Origin of the sequence: Arthrobacter sp. NPDC056691, from assembly GCF_042791415.1 — a bacterium.
GTDB lineage: Bacteria > Actinomycetota > Actinomycetes > Actinomycetales > Micrococcaceae > Arthrobacter.
In genome coordinates, this window is record NZ_JBHTXX010000006.1 from 1 (window position 1) to 24,858 (window position 24,858).

At 63.2% G+C, this 24,858-nt stretch carries 23 protein-coding genes and 1 pseudogene; 19 read left to right on the plus strand and 5 right to left on the minus strand.

The annotated features are described in order from the left end of the window. The 5 genes and pseudogenes from ACFRAU_RS07055 to ACFRAU_RS07075 form a co-directional block, all read left to right on the plus strand. A pseudogene (locus tag ACFRAU_RS07055) lies at positions 1–258 on the plus strand (MFS transporter); the annotation flags it as partial. A 70-nt stretch (positions 259–328) separates the two neighbouring features. Further along, positions 329–1,567, plus strand: a complete 1,239-nt coding sequence (locus ACFRAU_RS07060) for an MFS transporter (protein WP_377999297.1) — start codon at positions 329–331, stop codon at positions 1,565–1,567. Positions 1,568–2,051: 484 nt separating this feature from the next. Then, on the plus strand, positions 2,052–2,456 hold the full coding sequence (locus ACFRAU_RS07065; RefSeq protein ID WP_377999298.1) for a hypothetical protein: 405 nt from the start codon (positions 2,052–2,054) through the stop codon (positions 2,454–2,456). Between the two features lie 60 nt (positions 2,457–2,516). Beyond that, the gene (locus tag ACFRAU_RS07070) at positions 2,517–3,266 is read left to right on the plus strand and encodes a phosphatase PAP2 family protein (RefSeq protein WP_377999299.1); all 750 of its coding nucleotides are present in this window, start codon (positions 2,517–2,519) and stop codon (positions 3,264–3,266) included. A 140-nt stretch (positions 3,267–3,406) separates the two neighbouring features. Beyond that, complete coding sequence (locus ACFRAU_RS07075) at positions 3,407–3,610, plus strand: hypothetical protein (RefSeq protein WP_377999300.1); 204 nt, start codon at positions 3,407–3,409, stop codon at positions 3,608–3,610. Between the two features lie 106 nt (positions 3,611–3,716). Here ACFRAU_RS07075 and ACFRAU_RS07080 read toward each other — a convergent pair whose 3' ends face one another. After that, complete coding sequence (locus tag ACFRAU_RS07080; RefSeq protein ID WP_377999301.1) at positions 3,717–3,902, minus strand: hypothetical protein; 186 nt, start codon at positions 3,900–3,902, stop codon at positions 3,717–3,719. Positions 3,903–4,374: 472 nt separating this feature from the next. Between ACFRAU_RS07080 and ACFRAU_RS07085 the strand changes: the two genes are divergently transcribed. Then, complete coding sequence (locus ACFRAU_RS07085; protein ID WP_377999302.1) at positions 4,375–5,916, plus strand: recombinase family protein; 1,542 nt, start codon at positions 4,375–4,377, stop codon at positions 5,914–5,916. A 222-nt stretch (positions 5,917–6,138) separates the two neighbouring features. Beyond that, the gene (locus ACFRAU_RS07090) at positions 6,139–6,462 is read left to right on the plus strand and encodes a hypothetical protein (RefSeq protein WP_377999303.1); all 324 of its coding nucleotides are present in this window, start codon (positions 6,139–6,141) and stop codon (positions 6,460–6,462) included. A gap of 340 nt (positions 6,463–6,802) precedes the next feature. Here ACFRAU_RS07090 and ACFRAU_RS07095 read toward each other — a convergent pair whose 3' ends face one another. From ACFRAU_RS07095 to ACFRAU_RS07105, 3 genes are all read right to left on the minus strand, one after another. Beyond that, positions 6,803–7,120 (minus strand): DUF732 domain-containing protein, encoded by a 318-nt coding sequence (locus tag ACFRAU_RS07095; protein WP_377999304.1) that lies wholly within the window; start codon positions 7,118–7,120, stop codon positions 6,803–6,805. 339 nt (positions 7,121–7,459) lie between these two features. Next, positions 7,460–7,789: a hypothetical protein gene (locus ACFRAU_RS07100; protein WP_377999305.1), complete on the minus strand. Its 330-nt coding sequence runs from the start codon at positions 7,787–7,789 to the stop codon at positions 7,460–7,462. A 347-nt stretch (positions 7,790–8,136) separates the two neighbouring features. Continuing rightward, entirely contained in the window at positions 8,137–8,994 is an 858-nt protein-coding gene (locus tag ACFRAU_RS07105; protein WP_377999306.1) for a hypothetical protein, read from the minus strand. Between the two features lie 593 nt (positions 8,995–9,587). Between ACFRAU_RS07105 and ACFRAU_RS07110 the strand changes: the two genes are divergently transcribed. The 3 genes from ACFRAU_RS07110 to ACFRAU_RS07120 all read left to right on the plus strand — a co-directional run bounded on the left by ACFRAU_RS07110 (position 9,588) and on the right by ACFRAU_RS07120 (position 13,380). Then, positions 9,588–10,976, plus strand: coding sequence for an MFS transporter (locus tag ACFRAU_RS07110; RefSeq protein WP_377999307.1), 1,389 nt, complete (start codon positions 9,588–9,590; stop codon positions 10,974–10,976). A 189-nt stretch (positions 10,977–11,165) separates the two neighbouring features. Then, positions 11,166–11,915: an SDR family oxidoreductase gene (locus tag ACFRAU_RS07115; RefSeq protein ID WP_377999308.1), complete on the plus strand. Its 750-nt coding sequence runs from the start codon at positions 11,166–11,168 to the stop codon at positions 11,913–11,915. Between the two features lie 232 nt (positions 11,916–12,147). Continuing rightward, positions 12,148–13,380 (plus strand): hypothetical protein, encoded by a 1,233-nt coding sequence (locus tag ACFRAU_RS07120; RefSeq protein ID WP_377999309.1) that lies wholly within the window; start codon positions 12,148–12,150, stop codon positions 13,378–13,380. On the opposite strand, the gene ACFRAU_RS07125 is transcribed toward ACFRAU_RS07120, so the two are convergent. Then, positions 13,361–13,852, minus strand: coding sequence for a helix-turn-helix domain-containing protein (locus ACFRAU_RS07125; RefSeq protein ID WP_377999310.1), 492 nt, complete (start codon positions 13,850–13,852; stop codon positions 13,361–13,363). The genes ACFRAU_RS07120 and ACFRAU_RS07125 overlap by 20 nt on opposite strands. Positions 13,853–14,303: 451 nt before the next feature. Here ACFRAU_RS07125 and ACFRAU_RS07130 point away from each other — a divergent pair, with 451 nt between their 5' ends. From ACFRAU_RS07130 to mobL, 9 genes are all read left to right on the plus strand, one after another. Further along, positions 14,304–14,687 (plus strand): hypothetical protein, encoded by a 384-nt coding sequence (locus ACFRAU_RS07130; RefSeq protein WP_377999311.1) that lies wholly within the window; start codon positions 14,304–14,306, stop codon positions 14,685–14,687. A 132-nt stretch (positions 14,688–14,819) separates the two neighbouring features. After that, positions 14,820–16,124: a hypothetical protein gene (locus tag ACFRAU_RS07135; protein ID WP_377999312.1), complete on the plus strand. Its 1,305-nt coding sequence runs from the start codon at positions 14,820–14,822 to the stop codon at positions 16,122–16,124. A gap of 57 nt (positions 16,125–16,181) precedes the next feature. Continuing rightward, positions 16,182–18,353: a phage tail tip lysozyme gene (locus ACFRAU_RS07140; protein ID WP_377999313.1), complete on the plus strand. Its 2,172-nt coding sequence runs from the start codon at positions 16,182–16,184 to the stop codon at positions 18,351–18,353. 161 nt (positions 18,354–18,514) lie between these two features. Then, positions 18,515–19,246 carry a hypothetical protein gene (locus ACFRAU_RS07145; RefSeq protein ID WP_377999314.1) on the plus strand — a complete coding sequence of 244 codons (732 nt, stop codon included), beginning with the start codon at positions 18,515–18,517 and terminating at the stop codon, positions 19,244–19,246. Further along, positions 19,246–19,938 (plus strand): hypothetical protein, encoded by a 693-nt coding sequence (locus tag ACFRAU_RS07150; RefSeq protein WP_377999315.1) that lies wholly within the window; start codon positions 19,246–19,248, stop codon positions 19,936–19,938. Before ACFRAU_RS07145 ends, ACFRAU_RS07150 begins: the two co-directional genes overlap by 1 nt. Positions 19,939–20,113: 175 nt before the next feature. Next, the gene (locus tag ACFRAU_RS07155) at positions 20,114–20,635 is read left to right on the plus strand and encodes a hypothetical protein (protein WP_377999316.1); all 522 of its coding nucleotides are present in this window, start codon (positions 20,114–20,116) and stop codon (positions 20,633–20,635) included. Then, complete coding sequence (locus ACFRAU_RS07160; protein ID WP_377999317.1) at positions 20,632–21,591, plus strand: hypothetical protein; 960 nt, start codon at positions 20,632–20,634, stop codon at positions 21,589–21,591. Before ACFRAU_RS07155 ends, ACFRAU_RS07160 begins: the two co-directional genes overlap by 4 nt. 109 nt (positions 21,592–21,700) lie before the next feature. Next, positions 21,701–22,450 carry an HNH endonuclease gene (locus tag ACFRAU_RS07165; RefSeq protein ID WP_377999318.1) on the plus strand — a complete coding sequence of 250 codons (750 nt, stop codon included), beginning with the start codon at positions 21,701–21,703 and terminating at the stop codon, positions 22,448–22,450. Continuing rightward, positions 22,447–24,735 carry a relaxase MobL gene (mobL, locus tag ACFRAU_RS07170; RefSeq protein WP_377999319.1) on the plus strand — a complete coding sequence of 763 codons (2,289 nt, stop codon included), beginning with the start codon at positions 22,447–22,449 and terminating at the stop codon, positions 24,733–24,735. Before ACFRAU_RS07165 ends, mobL begins: the two co-directional genes overlap by 4 nt. Positions 24,736–24,858 lie beyond the last annotated feature (123 nt).

Below are 24,858 nucleotides of genomic sequence, written 5' to 3' on the forward strand. Positions count from 1 at the left end.
ATACCGCCGGTCGGAACCGGCCTCGCAGTCCGCTTCGCCCAGGGTGCACCCACACTGGCAGCCGCAGTTTCCGTATCTGCTTTCAACGGTGGAACGGCAATCGGCACAGGGTTTGGCGCGGCGGCGCTCGAATCGACTCTGGGCGTCCTTGGCCCGCTGACCATCGCGATCATCATGGCGGTCCTCGGTGTACTGACGCTCCTGATCCTGGCCCAGACCCGGGCAACGTCCCAACAGGACGCCGAAGCCAGCCTGTAATGCCGGCCACGATTCCGGTAGGAAACATGGCCGGATGCTTTCCAGCCATCACCGATCAGGAGGACAACCCTTGGAGTCAATAACTGCACCGGCGCCGGCACGAATCAACCGGGCCATGATCCTGCTCTTTGCGGTCGCGGGTGGAGCGGCCGTGGCCAACCTGTACTGGGCACAGCCGCTGCTTGAGGCGATAGCGTCCTCGTTCGGAACGTCGCTTGGGGCTGCCGGGTTGCTGGTGACGACCGCGCAGGTCGGATACGCCGTCGGCACCTTTCTGATCGTTCCGTTAGGTGATGTCGTGGACCGACGACGTCTCCTGCCGCTGATGATGCTCCTTTGCGCGGCCGCCCTTACTGCCGCTGCCGTAGCTCCGACCTTTGCAGTGTTGCTCGTCGCCCTGGTCCTGGTTGGCCTCACAACAGTGTCCGGGCCCCTACTGACGCCGCTTGCCGGTGACCTCGCCGGGCCGGGGCAGCGCGGTCACGTGATCGGCACCGTCGCGTCGGGGCTGATGATCGGAGTTCTTGCTTCCCGCACGATCAGTGGCCTTCTCGCCGAAGCGTTCGGGTGGCGGGCGCCGTACGCCGTAGCTGCCGCCCTGGCCCTTGCCTCGGCGGTCCTCCTGCGGCGGACCATTCCACCGATGGCTCCGCGGGCCAAGCTGGGTTACGCAGCCCTGCTCGGCTCCACCTTCGGCGTGATCAAACGACACCCCTCCGTTCGCATGTCGCTGTTCGTCGCTGGAACTGCCTTCGGCGTCCTCACGCTCTTCTGGACGGCCCTGACGTTTCTGCTCGCGTCCCCACCGTTCTCGTACTCCGTCACCACGATCGGGCTGGTCGGGCTGGCGGGAATCGCCGGCGCCGTCGCAGCACAACGATCCGGGCGCCTCCACGATCGAGGCTTGTCCAGGCCCGCCATCAGCGCAGCCCTGGCGCTCACCCTGGTGTGCTTTTTCCTCGCCTGGATCGGGGCCACATCAATCGTTGTGCTGCTCGCAGTGATCATTCTTCTGGACATTGCGGTGCGGGTGGCCTCGACCTTGACTCAGGCCCGTGTTCTTGCCGTCGACCACGAGGCACGCAGCCGTCTCAATACGGCGTATGTGGTGAGCAACTTCATCGGCGGGGCCGCCGGTTCCACACTCGCCACCACGCTCTGGCAGCTCGGAGGATGGACCGCGATCATGACCGGCGGCGCTGCCGCGACAGCCACCGCGCTAATGCTTTGGGTTCTTTCTACAAGCAGAAGACGTGACAACGCTGAACAACCGATATCGGCACAAACGACCACCCAGGAAGCAGAGTGACATGCCGTTCTGACGCATCGTGGCTGGTATTCAGCGCGGCGTATCCCGGGCAGAACCTGGCCGGGATACGCTGCGCTGCTTCCATTGAATGCGTCCGGAGTTTAACGGTTGCCCTTTGCATAGGACATGAATGCCCGCATCAGCGTCATCATGGCCGGTTCGGTGATCGGGGGCGCCCCCGTGGCCTCGGCTCGTCGTGCGGCCAGTGATCCCAGCCCGATTGCTTGGGTTTGCCTTGCACCACCGGAACCCTCGCCACGGCCTTGAAGGCGAGCCGAAATGCACCGGGCCCGGCATCAACCCGTAACTAACCCCCAATCCGAGGGGATCAAGGGGAGGGGACCGCGGGTTCCGACAGATTTCCCAAGGTTTTCATGGGCCATCAACCGCACGATGAAAAACGTTAAGTTCCTCCTAGCGACTGGTGTGGAATGAGATTCAAGCCCAAGAACCGACGGAATGGCCAAGAGAAAGCGGAAGACTCATGAGCGCTCCAGGCAAAATCACCGTCTGTGTTGCCCTCTTGGCGGCGTCTTTGCTGGTCTCCTGCGCGGCCCCTTCAGCGGAGGAACCCAATGCCACCACGGTTACCAGTCCTGTTGATCGAGCCACCGAGCAACGCGTCAAGAACGGCTGCCTGGAAGACCTCAAGGCTCAGGCGTCCCCCAGCACTCCGCCGCCAGGACAATTGCACGTGCGCAAAGCCACGCTCTCGACAGTGAAATTCCTCGGCGAGGTCACGCGGGTCGAGCTTCCTGGGGAGGCCAAACGGTACGACCTCGGAATAGAGTTCGCCTACAAACTTGGGGACGACGATTCCGGCACCGCCAAGAAATTGTGCAGGATAAATCTCGCCGATTCCACGGTGGAGTGGCAATCCCTGCAATAACACCCGGCAAACCAGCCGAGGGCAGAAATCCTTTCGCATGCTCATCAGGGAGGAACGAGAATGGGCCAACGACGTGCACAGCTCCTACCGCTGCAATTGCCGGGCCAGTCATGGTGGCTCCTGTTTGCCTCCGAACTGGTATTTTCCGCTGCCTTTGCCATCGGCACGCTGGCAAAGATCTACGGTTCCCCGGGCCCGGACGACATCTGGATGAAGGCGATCGTTGCCGCTCCCACGACCGCGCAAACCAGGTTGGCGGCACTATTTGACGGGCTCTTTTCACTACCCGGACAGGCGATCGTCGTGCTGGTGGCGGTTCTCTTTGTGGCATTGATCATGCGAAGCCCCTTGAGGTCGCTCGCATTTGGATCAATGGTCTGGGTCGGCTGGCTGTCTTCGCAGATAGGGCAGGACATGATTCACAGGCCGCGGCCTCCCGCCCTGCCGACGGTCGTCGTGAGCCCGGACGTCATGGACAGCTTTCCCAGCGGCCACACCGCCATGGCAACTGCCTTGGTCTGGGCTGGGGTGCTCGTGCTGGCCCGGACGCCTGCGCAGAGGCTGATCACCGGCCTGGTCGGCACAGCCCTGGTCCTGGCCGTTGCCTACTCCCGTCTCTACCTCAGCATGAACCACCCGTCAGACATCATTGGGGCTCTGCTCATGAGCACCGCCGGAATGTTCTTTTGGCTTGCTGTCTGGAACAAACTCATCGAACCCGCGCTCCGCCGATCCTCACTGCTGACGCGCGCCGGCCGCAAAGTCCGAGTCGCCACCGGTCCGACGCTACGCGCGGCTCCGGAGGACTAGGGTTCAGACGCCCCGCGATCCTGGGTTTCCGGCGGGCCTTCATGTGGCGGCGATCGTCCAAGTCCTGAACGTCGCGAAAGTGGGTGGGAAGAGCCAGTTCCAGATGCCCGGGTTCCCGAGCCCGAACGCATGAGTTGATCATGCCTGTCTCAGGCAACCTCGCATACGGATCGCGTGTCAACCTCGCGGAAGGCGATCCTGACGTCGCCTACTTCAAGATCATGTCTGGCGTGACCCACAGCTATCAAGTCCTCGAAGGTCAGATCCTGCCCTTCGCCGGCGTCCTATCCATGGTCTGGCGCCCTGAATACGGCGAGTGGCGCGTCCACGGCATCGGCCAATAACATCAGGCCCGAAGACTTCCCTCGCTGATCCCCGTCGTCACAGGACACGCAGGGACCCCCTTGCCGCCTGCACAACGCAAGCGGCAGGGGCTCCCTGCATCGAGGATCAGTCTTCGCAGTTCTGCAAGACCCAGTTCTGAGCCCGCCAGATGACGTTGTAGAGGTTGTAGGGGGCCACATCAAACGTGTCCCACTTCTGGCCGACATGCGCGGTCCAGTCGGGAATTGCACCGCAGCATACCCGGTGGCCGAATGCGTGGAACAGAGCACGAGCGAGGGCGCGCTTCATCATGGATTTGCCTTTCCATCGTCGTCAACCCCTGAATGGGGCTAACGTAGGCGCGCACTCATAGCCCCCATGTTAGCCCGTCGTTGTACTAACCGGCCGTACGTCGAAGCAGCTCTACTATGTTTCCGCGCCGGCTTCCCGTCCAAGGCCCGGGCGGCGGTTCGGGGTGGCGATGATGGCGTGGCAGGGCTCTTCGGTGAAGCGGTAGAGACGGCCAATCCTGCTGTGCGGCTATTTGCCGGCTTTGCACATGCGGTAGACCGTATCGGTTGACACGTTCAGTTGGATGGCCAGATCAGCGGCCGTCAGCATCATCGGGGCCCTGTCGGCAGGTAGTTGCTATCGATATGGTCCCGCAGCAGCCCCGGACCGACGCCCAACGCCCCAACCCGCCGTTCCCATCGGCGCGGCATGCGTGCACACCCATCCCGCACAATTCGCTCGTTATAGTTGTGGACAGGGGTGCGTCAAACGCATGCACAACAAAGAGAAGCGCCTGGGCAGTACGCCGGAGGTTGCCCGGGAATACCTTCGGGTCTCGAAGGACCGTGACGGCCGGGGCAAGTCCCCCGACCAACAGCATGGGGAGAACGCCGAAGCAGCCGCACGTCGCGGGTGGACGCTTCACGCCGATCCGTACCGGGATGACGGGATCAGCGCAAGCCGCTACGCGACGCAGTCCCGTGCCGGATTCGACGGGCTGATTGCAGATCTTGATGCGGACCGTTTCGGTGCGCAGATCCTCGTGCTGTGGGAGTCGAGCCGCGGATCGCGTCGCGTCGGCGAGTGGATCACCCTGATCGAGCTTTGCGAGGAGCGTGGCGTTGTCATCTTCGTGACGACCCACGGACGTGACTACGACCCCTCCAACCCCCGCGATCGCCGAAGCCTCCTCGAAGACGCCGTGGACTCCGAGTATGAATCAGCGAAGGCGTCTGAGCGGATCAGGCGCGACGTGCGCTCAGCCGCGGAAAATGGCCGCCCGCACGGCAAGCACCTGTACGGCTACCGCCGTGTCTATGACGACCTGACACGGACACTGGTCCGGGTCGATCCGGAACCTGAACAGGCGCGGATTGTCCAGGAAGCTGCCGAACGTGTGCTGGCCGGCGAGACGTTCTACTCGATTGCGAAGCTGTTCAATGAACGTGGCCTTCCTCCCCGGCGTCCGGCCTACAGGGAGCAGCGCAGGAATCTCGGGTGGACACCTCGTGCCATCAAGCAGATGCTCACAACCCCTGCATATGCAGGGAAGCGGCAACATCTGGGACAGATCGTTTCCGATGCCGTATGGCCGGCCCTGATTGACCCCGGCGTCTGGGAGAAGCGGCTGATGCCGTTGCTGAACAACCCGTCGCACAAACGGACAAACGACTGGCCAGCCAGGCATCTGCTGTCAGGGATCGCCGTCTGTGGCATCTGCGGAGTTAAGACGCGTGTCGGCAAACAGAACGTCGGCAAATTACGGTATGACGAGTCCGGCGAGCCGCTCCCCCGGGACCACTACAACACCTACATTTGCACCGGCGTTCCGGGGAAAACCGGCACTCATGTCGCCATGAAAACCGATCATCTCGATCTGGTCGTCCGCGAGCACGTGCTGGCACGCGTGCAGCGCCCGGACTTCATGGAAGGCCTGGGTCAGAAGAACGACGGTCTCGATGCCGAGAGGCAGGCCCTGCTTGACGAGATAGAGGAGCGCCGCGCGTACCTGGAGGACGTGCGTGTGCAGGCAGCGGCGCGGCAGCGGATGGATTTGCTGTTTGATCAGGAGGACCGCGTGCGCCCCCTGATCGTTGCCGCCCAACGGCGGTTCGAGGCACTGGCGGCCACGGACCCCCTGGTGCTCGATCTGGCGAAGTCCGACGACGCGCGCATGGCATGGGAAATGCTTGAGCTGGCGTCCAGACGCCGGGTCGTGCGTGCCCTCATGCAGCCGAGGATTCTGCCCGTCGGGAAGGAACGGCTCGGTCAAAGGGGTATCAATTACGACAGGGTCGAGCCCGGTTGGCGGTAGTGCATGACCGGGCAGTGGACTGAAATCCTCATAAGCAATTGATAAGCGATTCGACTAGGCATCCGAGAGACTATCGCGATAGAGTGGTGGCACCTCATAAGTACACATGGGGAGGCCTCGACAGGGGTGACCGGCTCAATCTGGACAGCGATCCAGGAGACCGTAGTGCGAGCCGGAGCTACGGGGTGGGTGTACACGGCAGCATCATCGTGAGGACAGTCCATGGTCTCCGCGTCATTTGAACATTCAGAGCAGCTCGATCTCGCCCGCGCGTCGGAGATCCGCAACCTTGACGGTGACCGCCGCTACGGGTCCATTGACACGCTTCGCCGTCGGATCAGGTCCGGCGAGCTGTCCTATGAGCTGGACGGCAAAAAGTACATGGTGAAGGTTGCTGACCTGGACGCGATGCGTCAGGCGTCAGCCGCCGAGCGTGCGTTCGCTGAGCTCAAGGCGGCCGCGAAGAAAGCCGCCGCCGCCGCTCCCCCCATCACGCCTGAGCGCCGGGACCTCATTGTCTCAATCCTGCGGGGCGCTGCAGCCTAGTCACGGCAGACGACACGGTCAGAATTCGCCGAAGGGCGAGGTGCCGGCATTCCCTGAGCTGTTGGCGTAGACGGCGTCGGAGACGCCTGGTCACGCCGCACAGAAAGGATTCGTTAGCTATGCGGTCTCTGCTGCCAGGAACGCGGCCAGCTCAGCGTCAGTTGGTTCTCTGAGTTCAACCGGAATTATCGTCGGAACCGGGGCAAGGTAGTCATTAATGGATGTCTGGCCGACAAGCTGAACAGGCAGTGGGTGCTCGGCATTTTGGTCCATAACGGCATTCTACTTTCTGCGCAGGACAGAGAGGTCGCCTTTGAATATCGCGGTTGATCCAGGCCCTCTAGCTGGATGTGGAGGTCGGTCCGCCGTAGGTGTTATCGGCTGGAGTCCATGACGTTTGTTTAAGGACGATGTTGTTCGTGCGCATTAGGGTGTCAAATTCCGGTTTGTATTTGGGGCAATAGGCTGTCACTGCAATCGCTGCAAACACGATTGCGTCATGCCGGGGGATCCGGCCATCGCCGGCGGCATCCTGGTTGATACCGTTCTGGACGGATCCACCGGAATCGTAAAAGGCGCAGCTTCCTTTGCCAAAAGATTCGATGACTCTTGCCTGCCCAGGGTAGTCGTCAGCTGGGCCAATATTTGTGCCGTTCACCAAGGCAAATTGGGCTCCCCATCTCACCTTGTCCGTGGGACTGCCCTGGGCAGGGTCAAACGCCGCGGGTGACGGTGGGCTTTCCGACGAGGAGCCGCACCCAGTCGCTGCCAAGCAGACCGCCAGTAGAACCGTTCCGACCATGTAACGCAACTTGCCCCCGAACAGCAATTACGGACTTTGTATGTACGAGGTGAATCATAACTGGGTAATTGGACGGACCATGAGCGTGAGCTGGTCGAATGTCGGCTGGTTCAAGAACCGGTAAGGCCGGCCCGATGCACGTGACCTCAGCCTAGGCCGAATTACACACCGATTCCATAAGCCGCCGCGGGTTTCCTACATCTCGGCCACCTCTGCGACGGAGGAGTGGATGCGGCTGAGGAACGCAGCAGCTGTGACCAGAGGGTACACCGCTGCGTTCCGGGGATGGCCGACCCAGTCATTCCTGAGACGAACCATGTCATTCAGGAATTCCAATAGCTCGGGTCGAAAAGGGGATCGCTCTTGGGTGGCTTTGATAAGCCCGCTCATCCCCGCACGCGATGCCGGATCCACTTTAATCCGCAGCATTAGTTCAAGTGCCTGCAAGGCCTTCTCCAGTGAGAGCGCCGCAAACTCATAATGCACCACGGAGGTCTCCAGCAGGAAACCGCTGAGCTTGAGCATCCCTGATACTTCCTCGGGGGTCCGGGTTGACGATGTGAAACTGGTAATCATTTGGCGGACCGTGAGTGGAGTGGCGGGAACGGGCGGCTGGTCAGGGCTCGTGGGCACAAGAGACATGTGAGTGGTTCGCTCGTCTAGCTCGAAAAGCCAAGTAGTCGGGTAAAAGCTGTCGTTCACGTTTCTCCAGTTCTACCTTTTGCAGCCGCACGGCACATCTGCCAGGCGCCTCTAGTGTCCATGCTGCCTCAGCGGTCCTGAATCAGGTTGACATACTCTTCGTTTGTGTCAGCGAGCCCGGTCCCGCCCGTGCCGAGGATGTCCTCCCAGTCGATTCACACGGGACGACTTTAGCTGAATTCATCCAGCAGCCGTGCGATGCGGGCGTTGAGCTCATCGGCCCGGCGGAGGATTGCGGCTTCTTCTTCCTGGCTGATGTGCCTGACGGGTGGTGCTGGATTCGGTTCAGTCTGCTGGCGTTCGACAACCGGGGCCCCGGCCGTCGCGACCATCGTCCGGATGAGATTCGAGAGCGACGAGGGGTGCATCGACGCGTACGGGTCGAGATAGCCCCACCGGTCAATGGACGGCAGCAGATTCGCCTGGTCGGGCCAGTCGAGCCATTCCGGCCTGGGGTCCGCGAGCTCATGTCTGTGGACCCCGTCGGTTGGACCATCGAATGCCCGGCCCAGGGCCCGGACGGATCCGCGTGACCACCCGCTGTTTGTTCCAAGGATTTCCAGCCAGGACCAGGCGGCGCAGGCCGGGCATGCGGCCTGATCGTCTGCACGGCCGATCCGTGGCCGCAAATCCAGCAGCCCATCGGGCGTAAGGCTGCGGATTCCTCTTCGGTCCAATCCCAGTCCCCCGAGGCTGGCAGGTGCAATCAGCACAGCTGCGAACAGCAGCCGGCGCAATCTGAGACGGGATATCCAATCCACATCAGGGTTGCCGATGTGCGAAGATCCTCCTCGGATGATCCGCGTGAGTGCCGTGTCACCGGGCCGCAAGTGAAAAGGCCACGCGGGGGCCGCCGGCTTCCCAGCCCTGGGCTCCAGGCTATGGCGCAGCGCACGTGACGGGCAGGCCTGACGGCGGAACAGCTCCAGCGTGGACTGGTCGTGCTGGTCTGCGGGGGTCCCGGTCACCGCGCACCAGTCGAGCCAGAGGTCCGGCAGGGTGGACGCCGCCGGCATCAGCTCAGCCATTGGGCTGTCCTGAATGCGAGATCCAAGCGGTCCGCCAGATCGGCTGAAAGCCCGAAATCCGTTCCCTCATCACACCAGCGTGTCACGCGACACCGACACTTTTCATACCGCGATAAGGGCACTTACCAGAAACCCGCGTTGAACCCCGACAGGGCTTTTGCTGGCGCAAATTCGAGCTTCCATTGATGTTGTGGAGCGAGGGGTAGGCCGTCCGTGGCGGGTATCGTCCGACTCCAGGCCTGTTCTTCGGGCCGCCGCTCACGGCCGCGTCGGACTCAGCCCCCACGATCCCCCGATGTTGTGAACGCGAGCGGGCGCGACTCCCCGTCGAGGACTGAACCCGGCAGGAAAAAAGAAGGAGCTTTCGAAAGCTGCCATAACGGATCCCTATGTGGGAACACAAAAGCTGTCTTTGTGTGACCTGCGCCTCAAACGCTAACTTGATGTCTGAGGCCAGTCGCAAAGCCGTACAAGACACGATCGTAATGCGAGAGAGCCCACGGCAGGACCAACCGGACATCCCATTCGAGATCTCCTTCCGCAGCCCACGTGTACCGGCAGGCCGCTGTTCACCCATCGCCAATGGAGACGAAATGACTCAAACCACACTTCCCAGGAAGACCCCGGTCAGGGCGGCAGTCGCGGCCTGGATCGGCACGACACTCGAGTACTACGACTTCGCGGTCTACGGCACCTCGTCGGCGTTGATCCTGAACGTCCTCTTCTTCTCGCCCGATTTGCCCCAAGGCATCAGCGTGCTGCTGGCCATGATCACCTTCGCGGTTGGCTACGCGGTACGCCCCCTCGGCTCTCTCATCCTGGGACCGATGGGAGACCGCCGCGGCCGCAAATTCGTCATGATGCTGACACTGTTCGGCATCGGCGGCTGCACCTTCCTGATCGGCTGCCTGCCGACGTACGCCCAGATCGGTCCTCTTGCTCCGATCCTGCTCGTGCTGATCCGCGTCATCCAAGGACTGTGCCTTTCCGGCGAGCAGCCCAGCGCGATCACCATGAGCCTGGAGCACGCTTCCGACCGCCGTCGCGGGTTCATCGCGAGCTTCACGACGCTGGGCTCCTCATCCGGCACGCTGCTCACGCTGCTGGTTTTCATCCCGATCGCCGCTATGCCCTCGGAGCAGCTGCTGACCTGGGGGTGGCGTCTTCCGTTCTGGTTCTCCGCCCTCGTGGTGGTCGCCGCCTACCTGATCCGCCGCCACATCCAGGAGCCGCCTGAGTTCATCGAGAACCAGTCCACCAAGGCGAACATCGCCCCGCTCAGCCAGCTCCTGCGCTTCCACTGGCGCGCCGTGGCGCGGATCGTATTCTGTGCGCTCATCGCGGGCACGAGCTACATGATGCAGACCTTCTCGGTGGCATTCGCAACCGCCGGATACAAGCTGGACAAACCGACCATGCTCCTGACGACGACAGTCTCGGCCGTGATAGCCCTCGGAATCACGCCCCTGGCAGGATTCCTGGTAGACAAGATCGGCCGCAAGACGATGTTCCTCACCGGAACGGTCGGCGTAGGCATCACGATGGCCCCCTACCTCTGGTCAATCACGACCGGCAACTGGACGCTGATCTTCATCTTCGGCATCATCAACTACTCCCTCTTCTACTCAATGGTCAACGCGTCCTGGCCCTCGTTCTTCGCAGAGATGTTCCCCGGCCGGCTGCGCGTCTCCGGGCTCGCCCTTGGCACCCAGATCGGCTTCGCCATCTCGGGTGTCGTCGGGCCCGTTCTCGCGACAGCACTCGCGGGCTCCGACCTCAAGGGATGGGTCGGCCCGTCCATGGTCGCGCTCGGGTTCATGGTCTTCGCGGGGATCTCAGCGCTCACCGCCAAGGAGACCAGCAAATACACGCTGAAGGAGCTCGACGAGGTGCAGCAGAGTGAGCGGGAGAAGGCCGCCGTCACGGCCGCATTCCCGAGCAGGGCCACCCGCCATCTCGCCGCTAACCCTGGCGCGGAGTAGTGACGGGTTGAGGTCCGCCTGAGCTGATCGCGCAGCAGCGCGACCGCAAGCGGGGCGGCCGGTGGTCCATGGGCCAGCGGCCGCCCCGCGAGGGTGGACGCGCTGGAACACCACCGAATCCACCACTCACCACACAAAACCAGTCGGCCGTGCCCCTCGCGCACAGCCTCGTCGTTACCGGGAGAACCGATGTCCTTCGCTGACTACAAGACCGCCCTCGTGACCGGCGCCTCGACCGGAATGGGGGCCGCGATCGCCGAACGCCTCGCCAAGCGCGGGCTCGCCGTCCACGCCGTCGCCCGCAACGGAGAGCGGCTCCAGGAGCTCGCGAATCGCACCGGCGCCGTCCCTCACGTGCTCGACCTCACGAAGACTGCGGAGATCGCGGCCGAGCTCGGCGGCCTCGAGGTCGACATCCTCGTCAACTGCGCCGGGGTCTCCCGGCCGGGGAACATTCTCAGCTCATCGGAGGAGGACCTCGACGACATCATCGACGTCAATCTGCGCGGCCTCCTCCAGCTGACGCGCCGGATCCTGCCGGGAATGGTGGAGCGCGACCTCGGCCACATCGTAAACGTGAGCTCGATCGCTGGCCTCTACAACTTCTACGGGCACACCGCCTACCACGCCACGAAAGCTGCCGTGCACCAGATCTCCCGCCAACTGCGCAACGACACGGTCGGAAAGCGCATCCGCGTCACCGAAATCTGCCCCGGCCGGGTCGAAACCGAAATCTTCGGCCGGAACATGGGCGGCAGCCCCGAGGCCATGGAAGAGGCCTGGAAGACCTACTACGAAGGCTACGAGTCCCTCACCACCGACGACATCGTCAACGCCCTCGACTACGCCGTCGACACTCCACGACACGTTAACGTCGGCATGCTCGAGATCATGCCGACCTTCCAAGTCCCTGGCGGCCTCACCTTCGACCGCCGCTGAACATCGGCCGGCCGACCCTGTCGTTGGCAGCGGCCGCAGCAGTCCTTCTGCGCGGGGGCCCGACCATGGCCGGGGCGCCATACCCCTGACGGACGCCGCAACAGCCACCGCACACTGGCAGTTGCTCCCTGCCTATGCGCATCACCAGAAGCGCGGTGCGATGCTTCCCGGGTCCGCGCGGAAGCCCGAGGAGAACAATTCGCATGTATCGGCTGACGGATGATCTTTCCGGGTGCTCACGTCCCTGGACCTGGCCGTCAGCGAAACTGGTGTCATGGCGGTGGCACGGGGACTCGGGCGCGGGGCGCATCTTGCGGCCGTCTACGCGCCGCGGGCGATCCTCGATCCGGATATCGACGACGAGCTGCACGAGCTCGAGGAGATCTCACGCCACCTCGAAACGCACACCCTCTCTGCGAACACGAGGCGGGCGTATGCGAAGGCGTGGCGGTCCTTCGAGGGTTTCTGCGGGGACTTCGGCCTCGACGCGCTGCCGGCGCACCCGGAGACTGTGCGGTGGTACGTGGCCTGGATGTCCAACCAGACGGACGAATGGGGCTTGCCCCGCTTCGCGCTGGCGACAATCCGCCAGTACCTGGCAGGCGTCGCGGACCGGCATCTGCATGATGGCTATCTGGATCCGACCGGCCACCGGGGTGTGAGCGACCTGGTCCGCGGCCTGGCAAAGCTGAGGGCCACGAGGCCGGACCGCAAGCGGCCACTGCTGCTGGAGGACGTCACACGCATCATCGAGGCCATGGACCATGACGTCTACCCCTCGGGTGTCTCCGCGACCAGAGATACTGCCGCGCTGTGGCTCGGCTTTGCCGGGGCCCTGCGGCGCAGCGAGGCTGCCAGGCTGAGGCTGAACAGCCTCGAGCTGCACCCGGGCGACGGCATCCATGTACGCGTGGGCAGCTCCAAGACTGACCAGGACAATGTGCTCCCCGACGTTGTCGTACTCCCCTTTGGCAGTACGCCCCGAACCTGTGCCCCCTGTGCAATGCACCAGTGGGTCGCTCTGCTGCGGACCTCCGGCATCACGGACGCACGGGAGCGGCGGCGGGCGGTCATGCAGCAGCTGTACAGCCACCAGACGGCGTCCCACGTCTGTGGTGCGGCGGGCAGCGCACCGCTCATCGGCGGACCGGAACTCCTGTCGCCCGCTCCCCTGTTGCGGGCGACCTATCGCAATCGGAAAAGTGCCAGTATCCACGACAGCGGCATCAGCGGTGATGCGCTGAACACGATGCTTGGCATGCGCATGAAGGAGGCAGGGATGGATCCAACAGCATACGGCTTCCACAGCCTTCGGGCCGGGCACGTTACCCAGGCCAGGCGAAACGGCGCGAACACAGAGGAAATCATGCGGGCCGGCCGGTGGCAGAAGGCTGAGACGGTGAACGTTTATGACCGGGAGTACAACCCGGCAGCGCGCAACAGCGTCATGCGTCTGGGTCTGTGACCCGTTTTTCGGGGTCCGCCGGAACGCGGGCGTCGATGGCGGCTTTGAGATCAGCGTCAAGCTCGAAGTCCTTCGCGGCCTCGGGGTCTACGTCAGCAGCATAGGAACGCAACCGGTCGCGTTCGGCTGACAACTTCTGGATTGCCCTGGTCAGCCGGTCGACCTCGTGCCGCTGTGTCTCCCATTTTTGCTCGGCCAGGGCAAGCTCCGCGAGGTGGTTCTGGATCTCAGCTTCATTTTCCCGGGCAAAGTCGTCGCTTAGCAGCACCAGGAGGGGCACTCCAAGGGCGTTGGCAGCACTGACCGCTTCGTCCAGCCTCACGGCACGTGTCTGCTGCTCGATGCGCGTGATCGCTGTGGACTCGACGTTCTGTCCGAGCAGGTGCGCCATGCGCCGGGCGAGTTCGGCCTGGCTGATGCCCAGTCGCTCCCGCTCCTGGCGCAGGCGTCGGGCAAACAGATCTCCGGGCATTGGCTTCATGATCGTTCTCGGTATTCCTGGTCGGGTGAGCGGGTTGGGAAGGCTGGCTTCGTGGAGGCCATCCTGGTCACAGCAGTGCTGGAACAGCACATTACACAGGCCGCCCTGCGGATTCCACAGGCGCCGGGCTCTGACCCGCTCCCCGCCAGCGGAAAAATGTTGTGAAGATCTTTTCAACTTCCTTCGACTCGTTACTCAATTGCTGACACGATAAGTATATCGAATGGGGTAGATTAGGCACTGAAGATACGCACGTATACGAGTCGGCGACAGGGGTGGGCGCCATGTCACAGCAGGCAAAACCTCACGTTCGACCCTTCATGGCACTTCACGGACATCAATGAGGCGCTTTGAATGATCCATCCGGACGATCTGTCAGCGTTTATTGTCCTGTGACTCAATGTCATGTCACGAGTGATCCGAAAGGCGAGAGGAAACAATCATGACGAAGATCCATGAGGCAGCGGCCCTTGCGCAGGTATCGCTGCCGACAGCGGCCTGGGACATCGCCAGCTTCCTTGAGAACGCAAAGACCCAAATCCAGCTGTGGGGCGGTCTGCTGCTCATGCTGCTGGGTGCGGTCGGCCTGGTCTGGGGCGGCGTGCTCCTCATCAGGAAGCTCATGGCGAACCCGCAGTCCGGCCCGCAGCAGGGCTGGGGAACGATCGCCCTGCTGATCCTGGTTGGAGGTGCCCTGGGAACCGGAGGCTGGCAGCTGATGTCCACCATCGGTTCCGGCGGCCAGCAGACCATCGAGGACCTCGGCGGCGGCACGGTGATGGTCCAGCCGTTCGACGGGATCTTTGACGTCACTTCCGGCTGGTAGTCATCGCCGGCAAGCAGACAACGCACGCGACCGGATACACGAGGCGTCGTTGAACCGGGCCGGCAGGGGTGTGAAGCCTCCACCGGCCCGGTTCGTCGTTTCCCGGGACTGAGCCACGGCAGGCAGGGAAATATGGGGATCAAGGACAAGGCTTTGGCCTTCGGCAAGAAGTTCAGGCTTGACTCGCATCACGCAATCGAGCGTTTCGGCGTGTTCTTCGGCATCTTCACGGTGGTCGGCGGGATCGTGATCGCAGGCTCCGGGGCAGCGGCCATCAAGGCAGGAAGTGACCTGCTGTCAGAGACAGCGCTGTACACCGCAACCTTTACGACGTCGAAGACTGACCTCAAGGGCGACGTTGACGGGGTCTACGTCAACAAGACCCGCGACAGGGCGCTGGTGATGATGCATTTCGCCAGTAACGCCCACATTTCCTACAACGCGGCGGACTACCAGGCATTCCTTCTGGGGTCGGACCGCTCGCTCAAGAGCGAGAAGGTGGCCACCGGGGGGATCAGGGGTTCGTTCCACGTGTTCGGATCAACCGGCTACGTTGGCGTTCTCCTTGATGCCGACGGGCATTTCGAACGCCAGGTTTTGAATCTGACGGTCCGGGCCAATGCCGAGCTGTCCTTCAAAGAGGGTAAGACCGGCGGCAACGCCGAGCAGATGACGGCCGACGGGACCTTCGCCAAGTACGACCAATGGCGCGTGTTCTTCAATCCCGGCGCCTCGGGCGCCCAGGAGATTCCGGCGCTGGAAACGCCAACCTTCGATCCGGCACGCGCCTATTACGACGTTGCGCTCAAGGCCCAGGAGCAGGAAGCCCACACCGCGCTGGACCACAAGCTCCTGGAGATGCGCAGTGACCTTGCCCAGATTCAGGCATACACCAGCGATCTGGAGACCACCAAGGTCGACGGGCTGTTCCTGCGGCCGCCACCGGTCCCTGCCGCCATTGCCGGCGACAGGATTACCGGCGTCACTGCAGCCCAGGCCCAAAATGGTATTTCCACGCTGGCCCTCGAGACCCGTCATGTGGTGCCCGGAGGCTTCGACCTCAGCTGGCGCCCGGGTGACGTTTACGACGGCTACCTCGATGTCCTTGTGCCTTCCGGACAGACCTTCGCCCAGTTCCTTTCCAGGAAGAAGGACGAAGGAACGGACAAGACCCCCCGGACCATTTCCAGCCTTGAATGGATCCTCTCGGACGGATCAAGCCTGGCCAAGGACTACCAGGCCTCCGATGTCACGATGCGTCCCCTGACGAACATAATGAACAACCTCTCGCAGGCATACCAGAGCTACGCCAAACACAAGTCCGAATATCAGTCCGCCCTCATGCTCGATCTGCTTCGGCTTGATGTCGACCTGCGGGACGTGCAGTCCAACAGCTCACTCCGTGAGGACAAGGACTTTCTCACCACGCTCTACTGAGCGCGGTCCGGCCTCGCCCACAAAACACTGAGGCCGCAGGCCGGAAAGGGAGACTTCATGGCAACCAACAAGCTGAAGCCGGACGAGTCGGCCCGGACGAGCAGCGGGAAACTGGGCGGTCCGCAGCGCCGTCAGGCTCAGAACCGCCCGAAGCAGATGAAGCCTGCCGTGGCTGCTTCTGCAGGTTCCAACCGGGCCGGGAAACTTCCTGTCAAACGCCTGCCGGTTTTGGAACGTGAAGGCCCTGCGGCTTCTGCTGAATCGTCTCATCAGCGGAGTACGGGCAGTCCTGTCACGCGGCCCACCCCGGCCACCGCCGGGCGCCTGGGCCGGCTGGCGGATGTGGCCAAAGCCCGGAATAGTGCAGGCGGGTTCGCCGGTCGGGCCGTGGAAGGCGATGGTGCCAGCAATGTGCGCCGCTATGCGGGCAAGGCAATTACCGGCGGCGTCAACGGCGGAATGCAGGGCGGCCTGCACGGTGCGGCCGCGGGAGCCGCGAAGGAAGTCGGCGGCCAGGCACTCCAAGACACCGTCAAGAGCGCAAACAAAGTCATAGAAGGCAGGCCGGACGCGACAACGGCGGACCAGCGACAACTGGGTGCCGGCGGAACCGGTTATGCGCGGAGCGGTGGACAGGGCGAGGGGCCGGGCTCGAAGGTGGCCAAGGGCTTAGCCGTCGGCGGTGCTGCTGCAGCTACTCCCCCGGCCATGGTGGTTCTCATGGCGATGGCCCTTCTGAACTGGCTCAAGTCGATGTTCTTCGCCGCTATGGCTCTGGCTGCCAACGCAGGGCTGGCGCTGTGGATGTTCATGCTCAACCTGGCCAAGACTGTTGGCCATGCTGTGGCGGCTCCTTTCATGGCGATCGGCGGCATTGTCGCAAATTCGGCAAGCGCGGTACTCGGTGTCGCTGTTGCTACCACCGTGGCTCCGGCAGTCGCAGCGGCATCGGGCGTCTTTGCTTCGGTGACCGCGATCGCGCTTCTCAGCACGGTGCTCACTGGCGTCATCAATTCAACATCCCTGACCGAGGGCAGCCTCAACGCGGGCCGGACTGCGTGCGTGACCGATGCCGGCCCCGGCACCGGCAACGGGTCCGAGGTCAACCCGGACGCGGAGCAAAATGCGAAGACCGTCTACTCGGTGCTGAGCAGGTGGGGCATGCCGGACGAGAACATCGCGGGCATCCTTGGCAACTGGTCCCAGGAATCAGGTGTCGATCCGACCAGTGTCGAGTCCATCTCCGACGAGCCCTACCGGATCGGTCCGCGCAAGCAGGCTGCCTGGGACGGTGGCTTCACCCACATTCCCGGTCAGTCGCACGGCGGTATTGGCCTGGGCCAGTGGTCGAACGGCCGCACGACGATGCTTCTCGAATACGCCAAGGGCAAGCGCGTGGACTGGCACACGATCGACACGCAGCTGGCTTTCATGGTCCAGGGTGACAACCCGGGCGATGTCGCCGTGTTCAAGGACATGATCTCGACATCGCAGGGATCTCCGTCGGCCGCGGCCGTCCATTTCCACGACAAGTGGGAGCGTTCTAATGACAACCAGCAGATGATGGCCGAGCGCACGGCGGATGCCGGGATGTGGTTCGGGAAGATGAGCGGCTGGGCAGCCGACAAGTCCACCGCCGGCCGTGTCGAGAACATCACTGGTGGCATCATCGAGGGCATCAGCAACGGGATGAGCACGATCCTTGCCGAATGCCAGGACAGTGGCGGCCCCGGCCCGATCTCCCTGAAGAACGGTGGAATGACTCAAGTCGAGGCCCAGGCCCTGGTCACCCGATTCAACGAGGAAGGCGACAAGTTCCTGGACGGGCGTTACGGCGATGGCGGCGGACCGGGGTCGTGCGGTGCCAACCATGCGATGAACTGCGTGAGCTTCTCCACCTACTTCGTGAACAAGTACACGACGTTCCAGACCTATCCCAAGGGTGATGGCGTCCGGACGGCATTCACGATCGCGGAACAGACGGGCAAACAGCTCTCGTCCATGCCTGCCCCGTATTCGGTCGGATCCGGACCGGGAACCGGGCCGGCGGGCCACACGCTTGTCGTCCTGGGCGTCGAGGGCGACAAGGTGGTCCTCGGCGAGGCGGGCTATTGCGCCTTCATGGGCCGGGTCCGCATTGACAGTGCCACGCGGATGGTCGAGGAGGGATGGAAGTTTGTTGATGTCTCGGACATCATGCTGCCCACGGATCAGATCAAGACGTCATGATGCGACGCAAGGATCCGATACCGGCGGCGCCGAAAACGCGGAAGCAGCTCACGGGTGTCGAACTTCAGCAGCGCGTTCAGGCTCGGGCTTCCCGTCGGAACGAACGGCTTGAGCGGCGCACTCCCGTAGACAGCTCGCGAACCCTCCGGAGGGGAATCGCGGTGCTGATGGCCGGAGGGATCGCCGCCCTGGTCATCGCCTCAGGCGTGACGGGGGAAAACTTTGAAGCCACCCGGGCCGAAAATGACGCCCGGATCGCCGACCTTAGGATGCAGCTGGCCGCAGCCGAGGCAAAGCCCGTGGACACGGACATCGCACAGAAGCTGACAGCGCTGACCGGAGCGGCCGCCGCCGATGCAGGCAAGGTTGCTGCCGCACAGCAGCTCTTTGCGGAGCTGTACCGCACGGCGAGTCTCCAGCCCGGCGCAGGCAACGGCTCCCCCAGCCCGGCGATGCTCGGCGTCGTCGCACACCGCCGGACCCTGGCTGCGCTGTTCAGCCCGACGTCCTATCTGGTCGACGACACGGAAGCCTACCGCTGGTCCACGGCGGACTCCTTTGACGCCGGGACGGAGGTTGATCCCCGCTACGCCTGGTACGTCCGCTACGACGGCCAGACAGCAGCCGATCCGGGAACGTATACGTGGACGCTGGAGACCGTACTGCCGGACCTCAAGCCGCCACCCGCAGCGGTGCCGACTGACAGCGCACGGGTCGTGTGGCTCTGCCGTGACAGGGCTACGGGCCAGGTTCTGGCGTGGGCGACCGGGCACTACAGGCATGACGGGAAGACCGGGGTCTTCGATGAGCTCGAGGTTGTCGTGACGACGGCGGGGACGCAGCACCGGTTAGCCGCAGTCACGCGGGGCGGCAGGAACGGCGGGAACCGATGATGGAACCGGAAGCAGTAACTGAACGACCGGGAATCCTGCTGCGCAATGCATGGGTTCTGGTGATCGGGGCCGTCCTCGCAACCGTGGCAACGGTGGCGGGACTGACGTGGGCCGGCCAGCGCGGAACCATTTCCGGGCAGGAAGCGCAGATCAGCGGCATCGAAAGCCAGCTGGCGGGCATCCGGCAGCGGAACGATGAACGGATCGACCGGGACGTCCTGGAAGCGCTGGGAGTCAGCCGGAGCAGGCTCGACGCCGACCGCGCGCGGATTCAGTCGCTGCTCACGATTGCCTTCACGTGGGATTCGGGCCTGGCCTATGCGGCTGCGCGGGAGAAGCTGAAGGAGCGTTTCGGCTTGGCAGAGGGCGGGCCGTTCCTGCGGAACTTCATGCCGCCATCGAGGTTCAACGAGGACGCGGACGGGAAGCGCTATTACTACATCGATACGGCCGGATTGAACTCGACCCTGGGACGGGATCCTGACATAGAGGTCGTGGATGTGCGGGCCGGCAATTACAGCTACGCAGTGCTGGTCGACGTTGAGGTCACTTCCGACGCCGTCAGCCGGACCAGGCCCGGGAGTGTGAAGGCGGACCGCCGGATGCTGCTCTTTGTCATCGTTGACGCCGAGGGCAGGATTGCAGTCTTATCCGGGGTTCCCCCGAGTGGAACCAGTCGCCACTCAGGCTGATTCACATCCCCTTTCGATTCATCTTCTTGATAAAGTTGTGCTGACATCCGAGTGAAACATTGAGTCCGGGTCAAATGGTATATGCCTACGGGTCGGACGATCTGAGCCAATGACAGGCTTGCCCCGCATTTCCGCGGTCACCCGGGACGCCAACTGCGACACAAAGGACGGGACCTTGACGACAACGACCCCGAACAAGACCCTGAAGACCGATACCGCCCAGCCTGCTGGCGCACGGCTCCGGAGACCGACAATACAGCCGGCCGCGGAGGACGCATGGAGGAATCTCCGGGCGGCGCTGCAGCGACTAACTCCGGTCAGGGGCGGTCAGGCGGGTATTGGTCTGGCTGTGTGGACCGGATTCTTCCGGGCAGTCGTCCTCTTTGCAGACTATGTGCTTGCCATGCTCACGGCCATCGTCGTCATTCCCATGCTCGGTGCATGGATGCACACGGAGTCGGGTGCGTCCCGCGGCGGGCTCAGCGGGGACGGGACCGTCGCCATGTGGCTGGTACCCCTCCTCTTCCTGGTTGCCCTGCTTGCTGCCGGTGAGATTGTCCTCATGCGCGCCATGTGGCGCTGGGGAACGCAAAGGATCGAAGCAATCAGGAACGCACGCGCGGCTTCTGCTCTCCATTCCGGACACGCCCCGAAGACCAGAAACCGGAGCAGGAAGAACCCCAGGAGGAGCAAGTGATGCGCACCGCAGGACTGATGATGAACGACGTGTGGGCCCACCGTGTCCTGCACGAACAAGGCGTGGAAACGCACCGGCTGGAACGGTTGGACGCTGAACTGGGTGTTCTCGTCCAGTCGCTTGACCTCAAGCACAAGGGCAAGGAGGAGAACTACCGCCCGTACCTGCACGTTACCGGTGAACTGCGCTCTGTCACTCCAGGTGAGGTCCTGCCGTTCGGGATCTCCCAGGTGACGTACTCCCCCGGCCAGGGTGGAAGGGTTGACTGCTTTTACGAGTTCGACGACGACCAGCTGGTGGCCCTCATTGCCAAGGGCTACTTCACGAACGGGTTCGCCATTCCTGGGCAGCTCACCAACATCGAGTGGGAGCTGCCGGCCAAGGTTGACATGCTAGTGCTTGCACCGTCCGGGGCAGGTGGGGAGGGTGATGTGCCGGTGATCTTCACCCAGGTCCATGACATCGGCAGCCTGGAGATCAACCGGGATACCTCCGGCTACGATCTCGCCGACTATTTCGCCGACCGCTCCGAGGACACTGTTGTGCGGACCGTGGCTGCCGTTGACGACCGGGGCCTGAAGGCACGTTCTGATGCGATCAACTCCCTTTTCACCGACGAGGAGCTGGCCCTGGGCACGGTAACGACGCCGGCAGTAGGAGCGGTTGGGGTTCCGGCGCCTTCAGCGGCGGAGGGCGTGTCCGCGCGTCTGCAGCAGGTCGAAGCTGAGATCGCTGCCGAGGCTGAGCAATTCCGTGCCGAGCGGGAACGCACTGAGGGAACGCCGGAGAACCTCTACCGCGAACGCGTGGCCAATTCTCTGCAGAACGACGGGGAGGAGTTCGAGACCCGGAAGCCCTTGCCTGATCCGACGCTGGATGAGCGCAAGCGCGAGGTGGCCCGCCGGGCTGCCGATCTCGACTTCGGCCAGGACACGGAACAGGGCCTGGGGTCCTGATCAGGATCCGGGCACAACGGGCGTGAGCCCCCGGCTGCCGGAAGACGGCACCGGGGTTGCGTCACCCTGGATGGAAGCCAAGATCGCCGGGTCAAGGAAGTGAGTACACATGGTCATGAAGCTGACGACCGAAGAGCGTTTCTGGTTGAAGGTCGAGAAGTCCAACGATGAGAGCTCATGCTGGCTGTGGACTGCAGCGACGATGCGAGGGGGTCGCGGGTCGTTTAGCGGAGCCGAAGAGAATGTTGCCCATCGGTACTCGTGGTTTCTTCGGTACGGTCCGATCGGGAAAGGCCTGTTCGTCCTCCAGATCTGCGGGAACCCTTCGTGCGTGAATCCAACCCATCTGGAGCTGAGCGCGACGAAGCGCAACACGAGAGATCCCGCGGAGCGGTTCTGGGAGAAGGTCGATGTGCTCAATCCCGACGACTGCTGGTTGTGGACGGCAGCACTCACAGAGAAGGGCTACGGCACCTTCTATTTCAACGGTCAGTGCGTCGGTGCGCATCGCTGGTCCTGGGAGTCTGTGAACGGACCTGTTCCCGACGGCCTGGTCCTCGATCACCTGTGCCGTGTCCACGATTGCGTGAACCCGGGACATCTTGAGCCTGTGACGATCGCGGAGAACACTCGACGCGCGGTTGCTTTCGGCGTCTACGGCTCAGCGAACAGAAATAAAACGCATTGCCCTCGGCGGCACCCGTACAACGTCGAGAACACGTACGTCTCCAAGAGTGGCTCGCGTCATTGCCGGGTGTGCATACGGGAGCGGCTGAGGAAGTACCGGCATGACCCGGCATTCGCCGGGCGAGCACCCGCATACCAGGCTCACTATTCGACAACAGGCGGCATGCGATGAATTTGAAGACTTCGATCGTTGTAGTCAACGAGTTCAGCGTGCCCCAGCCCGGCGGCAAGGGCTCGCGGGGCGGGACGCCGGGTCAGTATGTTGAGCGGTACATGGCCCGCAACCAGGCGACGGAGTCCCTGGCCCCGATCCAGCGGCTGCGCACCGATGATTTCATTCTGAGATACATGGCCCGTGAGAGTGCCGTCGAGCGTCCGGGGGTCACCCGCAGCGCGGCCAAGGCCCGGATGCGCGAGGCCCAGGGCAAAGGAGGCGTCGCGTTCGGATACGGCACCGTTTCCCTCTCGGACGAGCAGCTCAAGGCCGCGTCGAAAGACATCCAACGGCACTTCGACAGCGGTAAGACGGTACTCAAGACGGTACTCTCGTTCGACGGCGCGTATCTGCGCCAGCACGGAATCATCGACCGGGATTTCCACCTTGAGCAGGCCGGAGATTACCGGGGCCACCTGGACCAAATGAAGCTGCGAATGGCGATCATGCACGGCCTGGACCGGATGAGCTCGGGCACCAGCGGCTTCGATGACCTGCGCTACGTCGGGGTCATCCAGGTCGATACTGAGCATGTGCACTGCCATCTCGCGATGGTTGATGCCGGTCACGGCAAACTGGCCAGGGATGGCACACAGCGTGGCAAACTGCTTGACCGGCACAAGTCCCGGCTGCGCCGCGGCATGGACGCCTGGCTCGACGAGAAACAGGTGGTGGCACACCTCTCGAGCGCCGTTGGCTACGAGCGCAGGAATGTCACAACCTTTATCAAGCGCTGGGCGCACGAGCAGATCAGAGCCGAGTCACTCCCCCAGTTCCTGCTGGCCTGCCTGCCGGAGGACCGCCAGCTGTGGCGTGCCGGCTCCAACGACCGGCGCATGCGCAAAGCCAACCGCCTGGTCACTGAGCTGGTGACCGAGCAGCTTGAGCGCGCCGGCTCTCCCCTGCCCGAAGCGATGGAGAAGGTCGTCGACTACGCAAACCACCGACTGGAGGCCGAAAACCTGTCCCCCGCGGAATGGGAGGCCCTGGTCGTTGTGGGCAAGACCCAAATCGTGGAGCGGGCCGTCAACGGCGTCTATCAGATGTTGCGGGCGATGCCCGGGTCGGAGCTGCGGGTCCGCACGCCCATGCTCGAGGTCATGGGAATGGACTACGAACAGATGGTGGTACTGGCCGCCGACCGTGGTGCCGCCGGGGACGGAGCAGAGGATGACCTGGTCACCTTTGGATTCCGGCTGCGCAGCTATGCTTCGCGGCTGCAGCATCACAAGGAGAAGGCCGCACGCCACCGCAGCCTTGCACGTCAGTGGGAAGGGACCAAAAAGGCCGACGTGGTTGAAGAGGATTCACGTCCCCTCTATGAGTTCTACCGCTTTGAGGAGGACTATCACCGTCGGGTGATGAGCAAGTACCAGTACTTCCTGCCATTCATCGGCGACGCCCGTCAGTGGTACGGGCAACAGCAGGAGGCCGCGGCCTACGGACAGCGCCTGCTCTCGCTCATGGCGCTTCGCGCAGACGCGTCGCTGCAGCGGATGAAAGACCCGGATTCGGCCGAGCGCATGGGCCGGGAGATCTATGACCAGCCCGGCGGCAGGTACCTGACCGATGGCGAAAGGGGCAGGGCGGTGCTTGATGCACGGATCATGGCGATGAAGAAGGTCTATGACGAGCGGCTGGACGGGCTGCGCAGCGAGCTGGCTTCCTCGGGTTTGGTGCTGCATGTCGGAAGGAGCAGCAGCCGGGAAGTGCAGAAGGCGGCCGACACCCCGGCGGTAAGTGCAGAGCTGGAGATCACCGCAGGTGCCGGGCACGACTTCGACGGGGTGAAGGCCCTGGACCTGCACCATCTGGGCTATGACTTCGTCGACGACGTCGAGGTTGGGCCGACGTCGCGCCGGATGTTTGTCGAGGCGGCCAGGGAGCGCCGCCGCCTGCTGCTGGCTGCGATGGACTACCTCGACCAGACAGGGCAGTCCGAAGCGATCTCCGTTCATTTGCCGGTGGATGACGTGGCGGCCATGGCACGGGTGTCCAGGGAACTCACGGCGCCGGCGGAGGGTCGGAGCAATGGTTCGTCGTTGCTTCGTTCCCGGATTGCACAGCTTCGCGCAGAGCAGGAGGGCGCAGGCGAAATGCGGCGCTCGAGGACTGCGTCGCTCGACGCAGGCCTTGTGGTGCGGGTCCAGGCCCGGGTGGACGCGGCTGTCGCCGGAACGGACGTCGCCCATGGAACCGACTCCCTTTCGAGTGATTTTTCGAAAGACACACAGAAAGATTGAGAAAGTTCTCTTGTGGTTATTGGTGATAGGTATATAGGTCATTAGTGTGAGAGACAGTCCGGCAGGTACTCGGGTTTATGTCCGGACGATGTGACTGATCAAGGCCGTGCTGCCAGGAGGGCG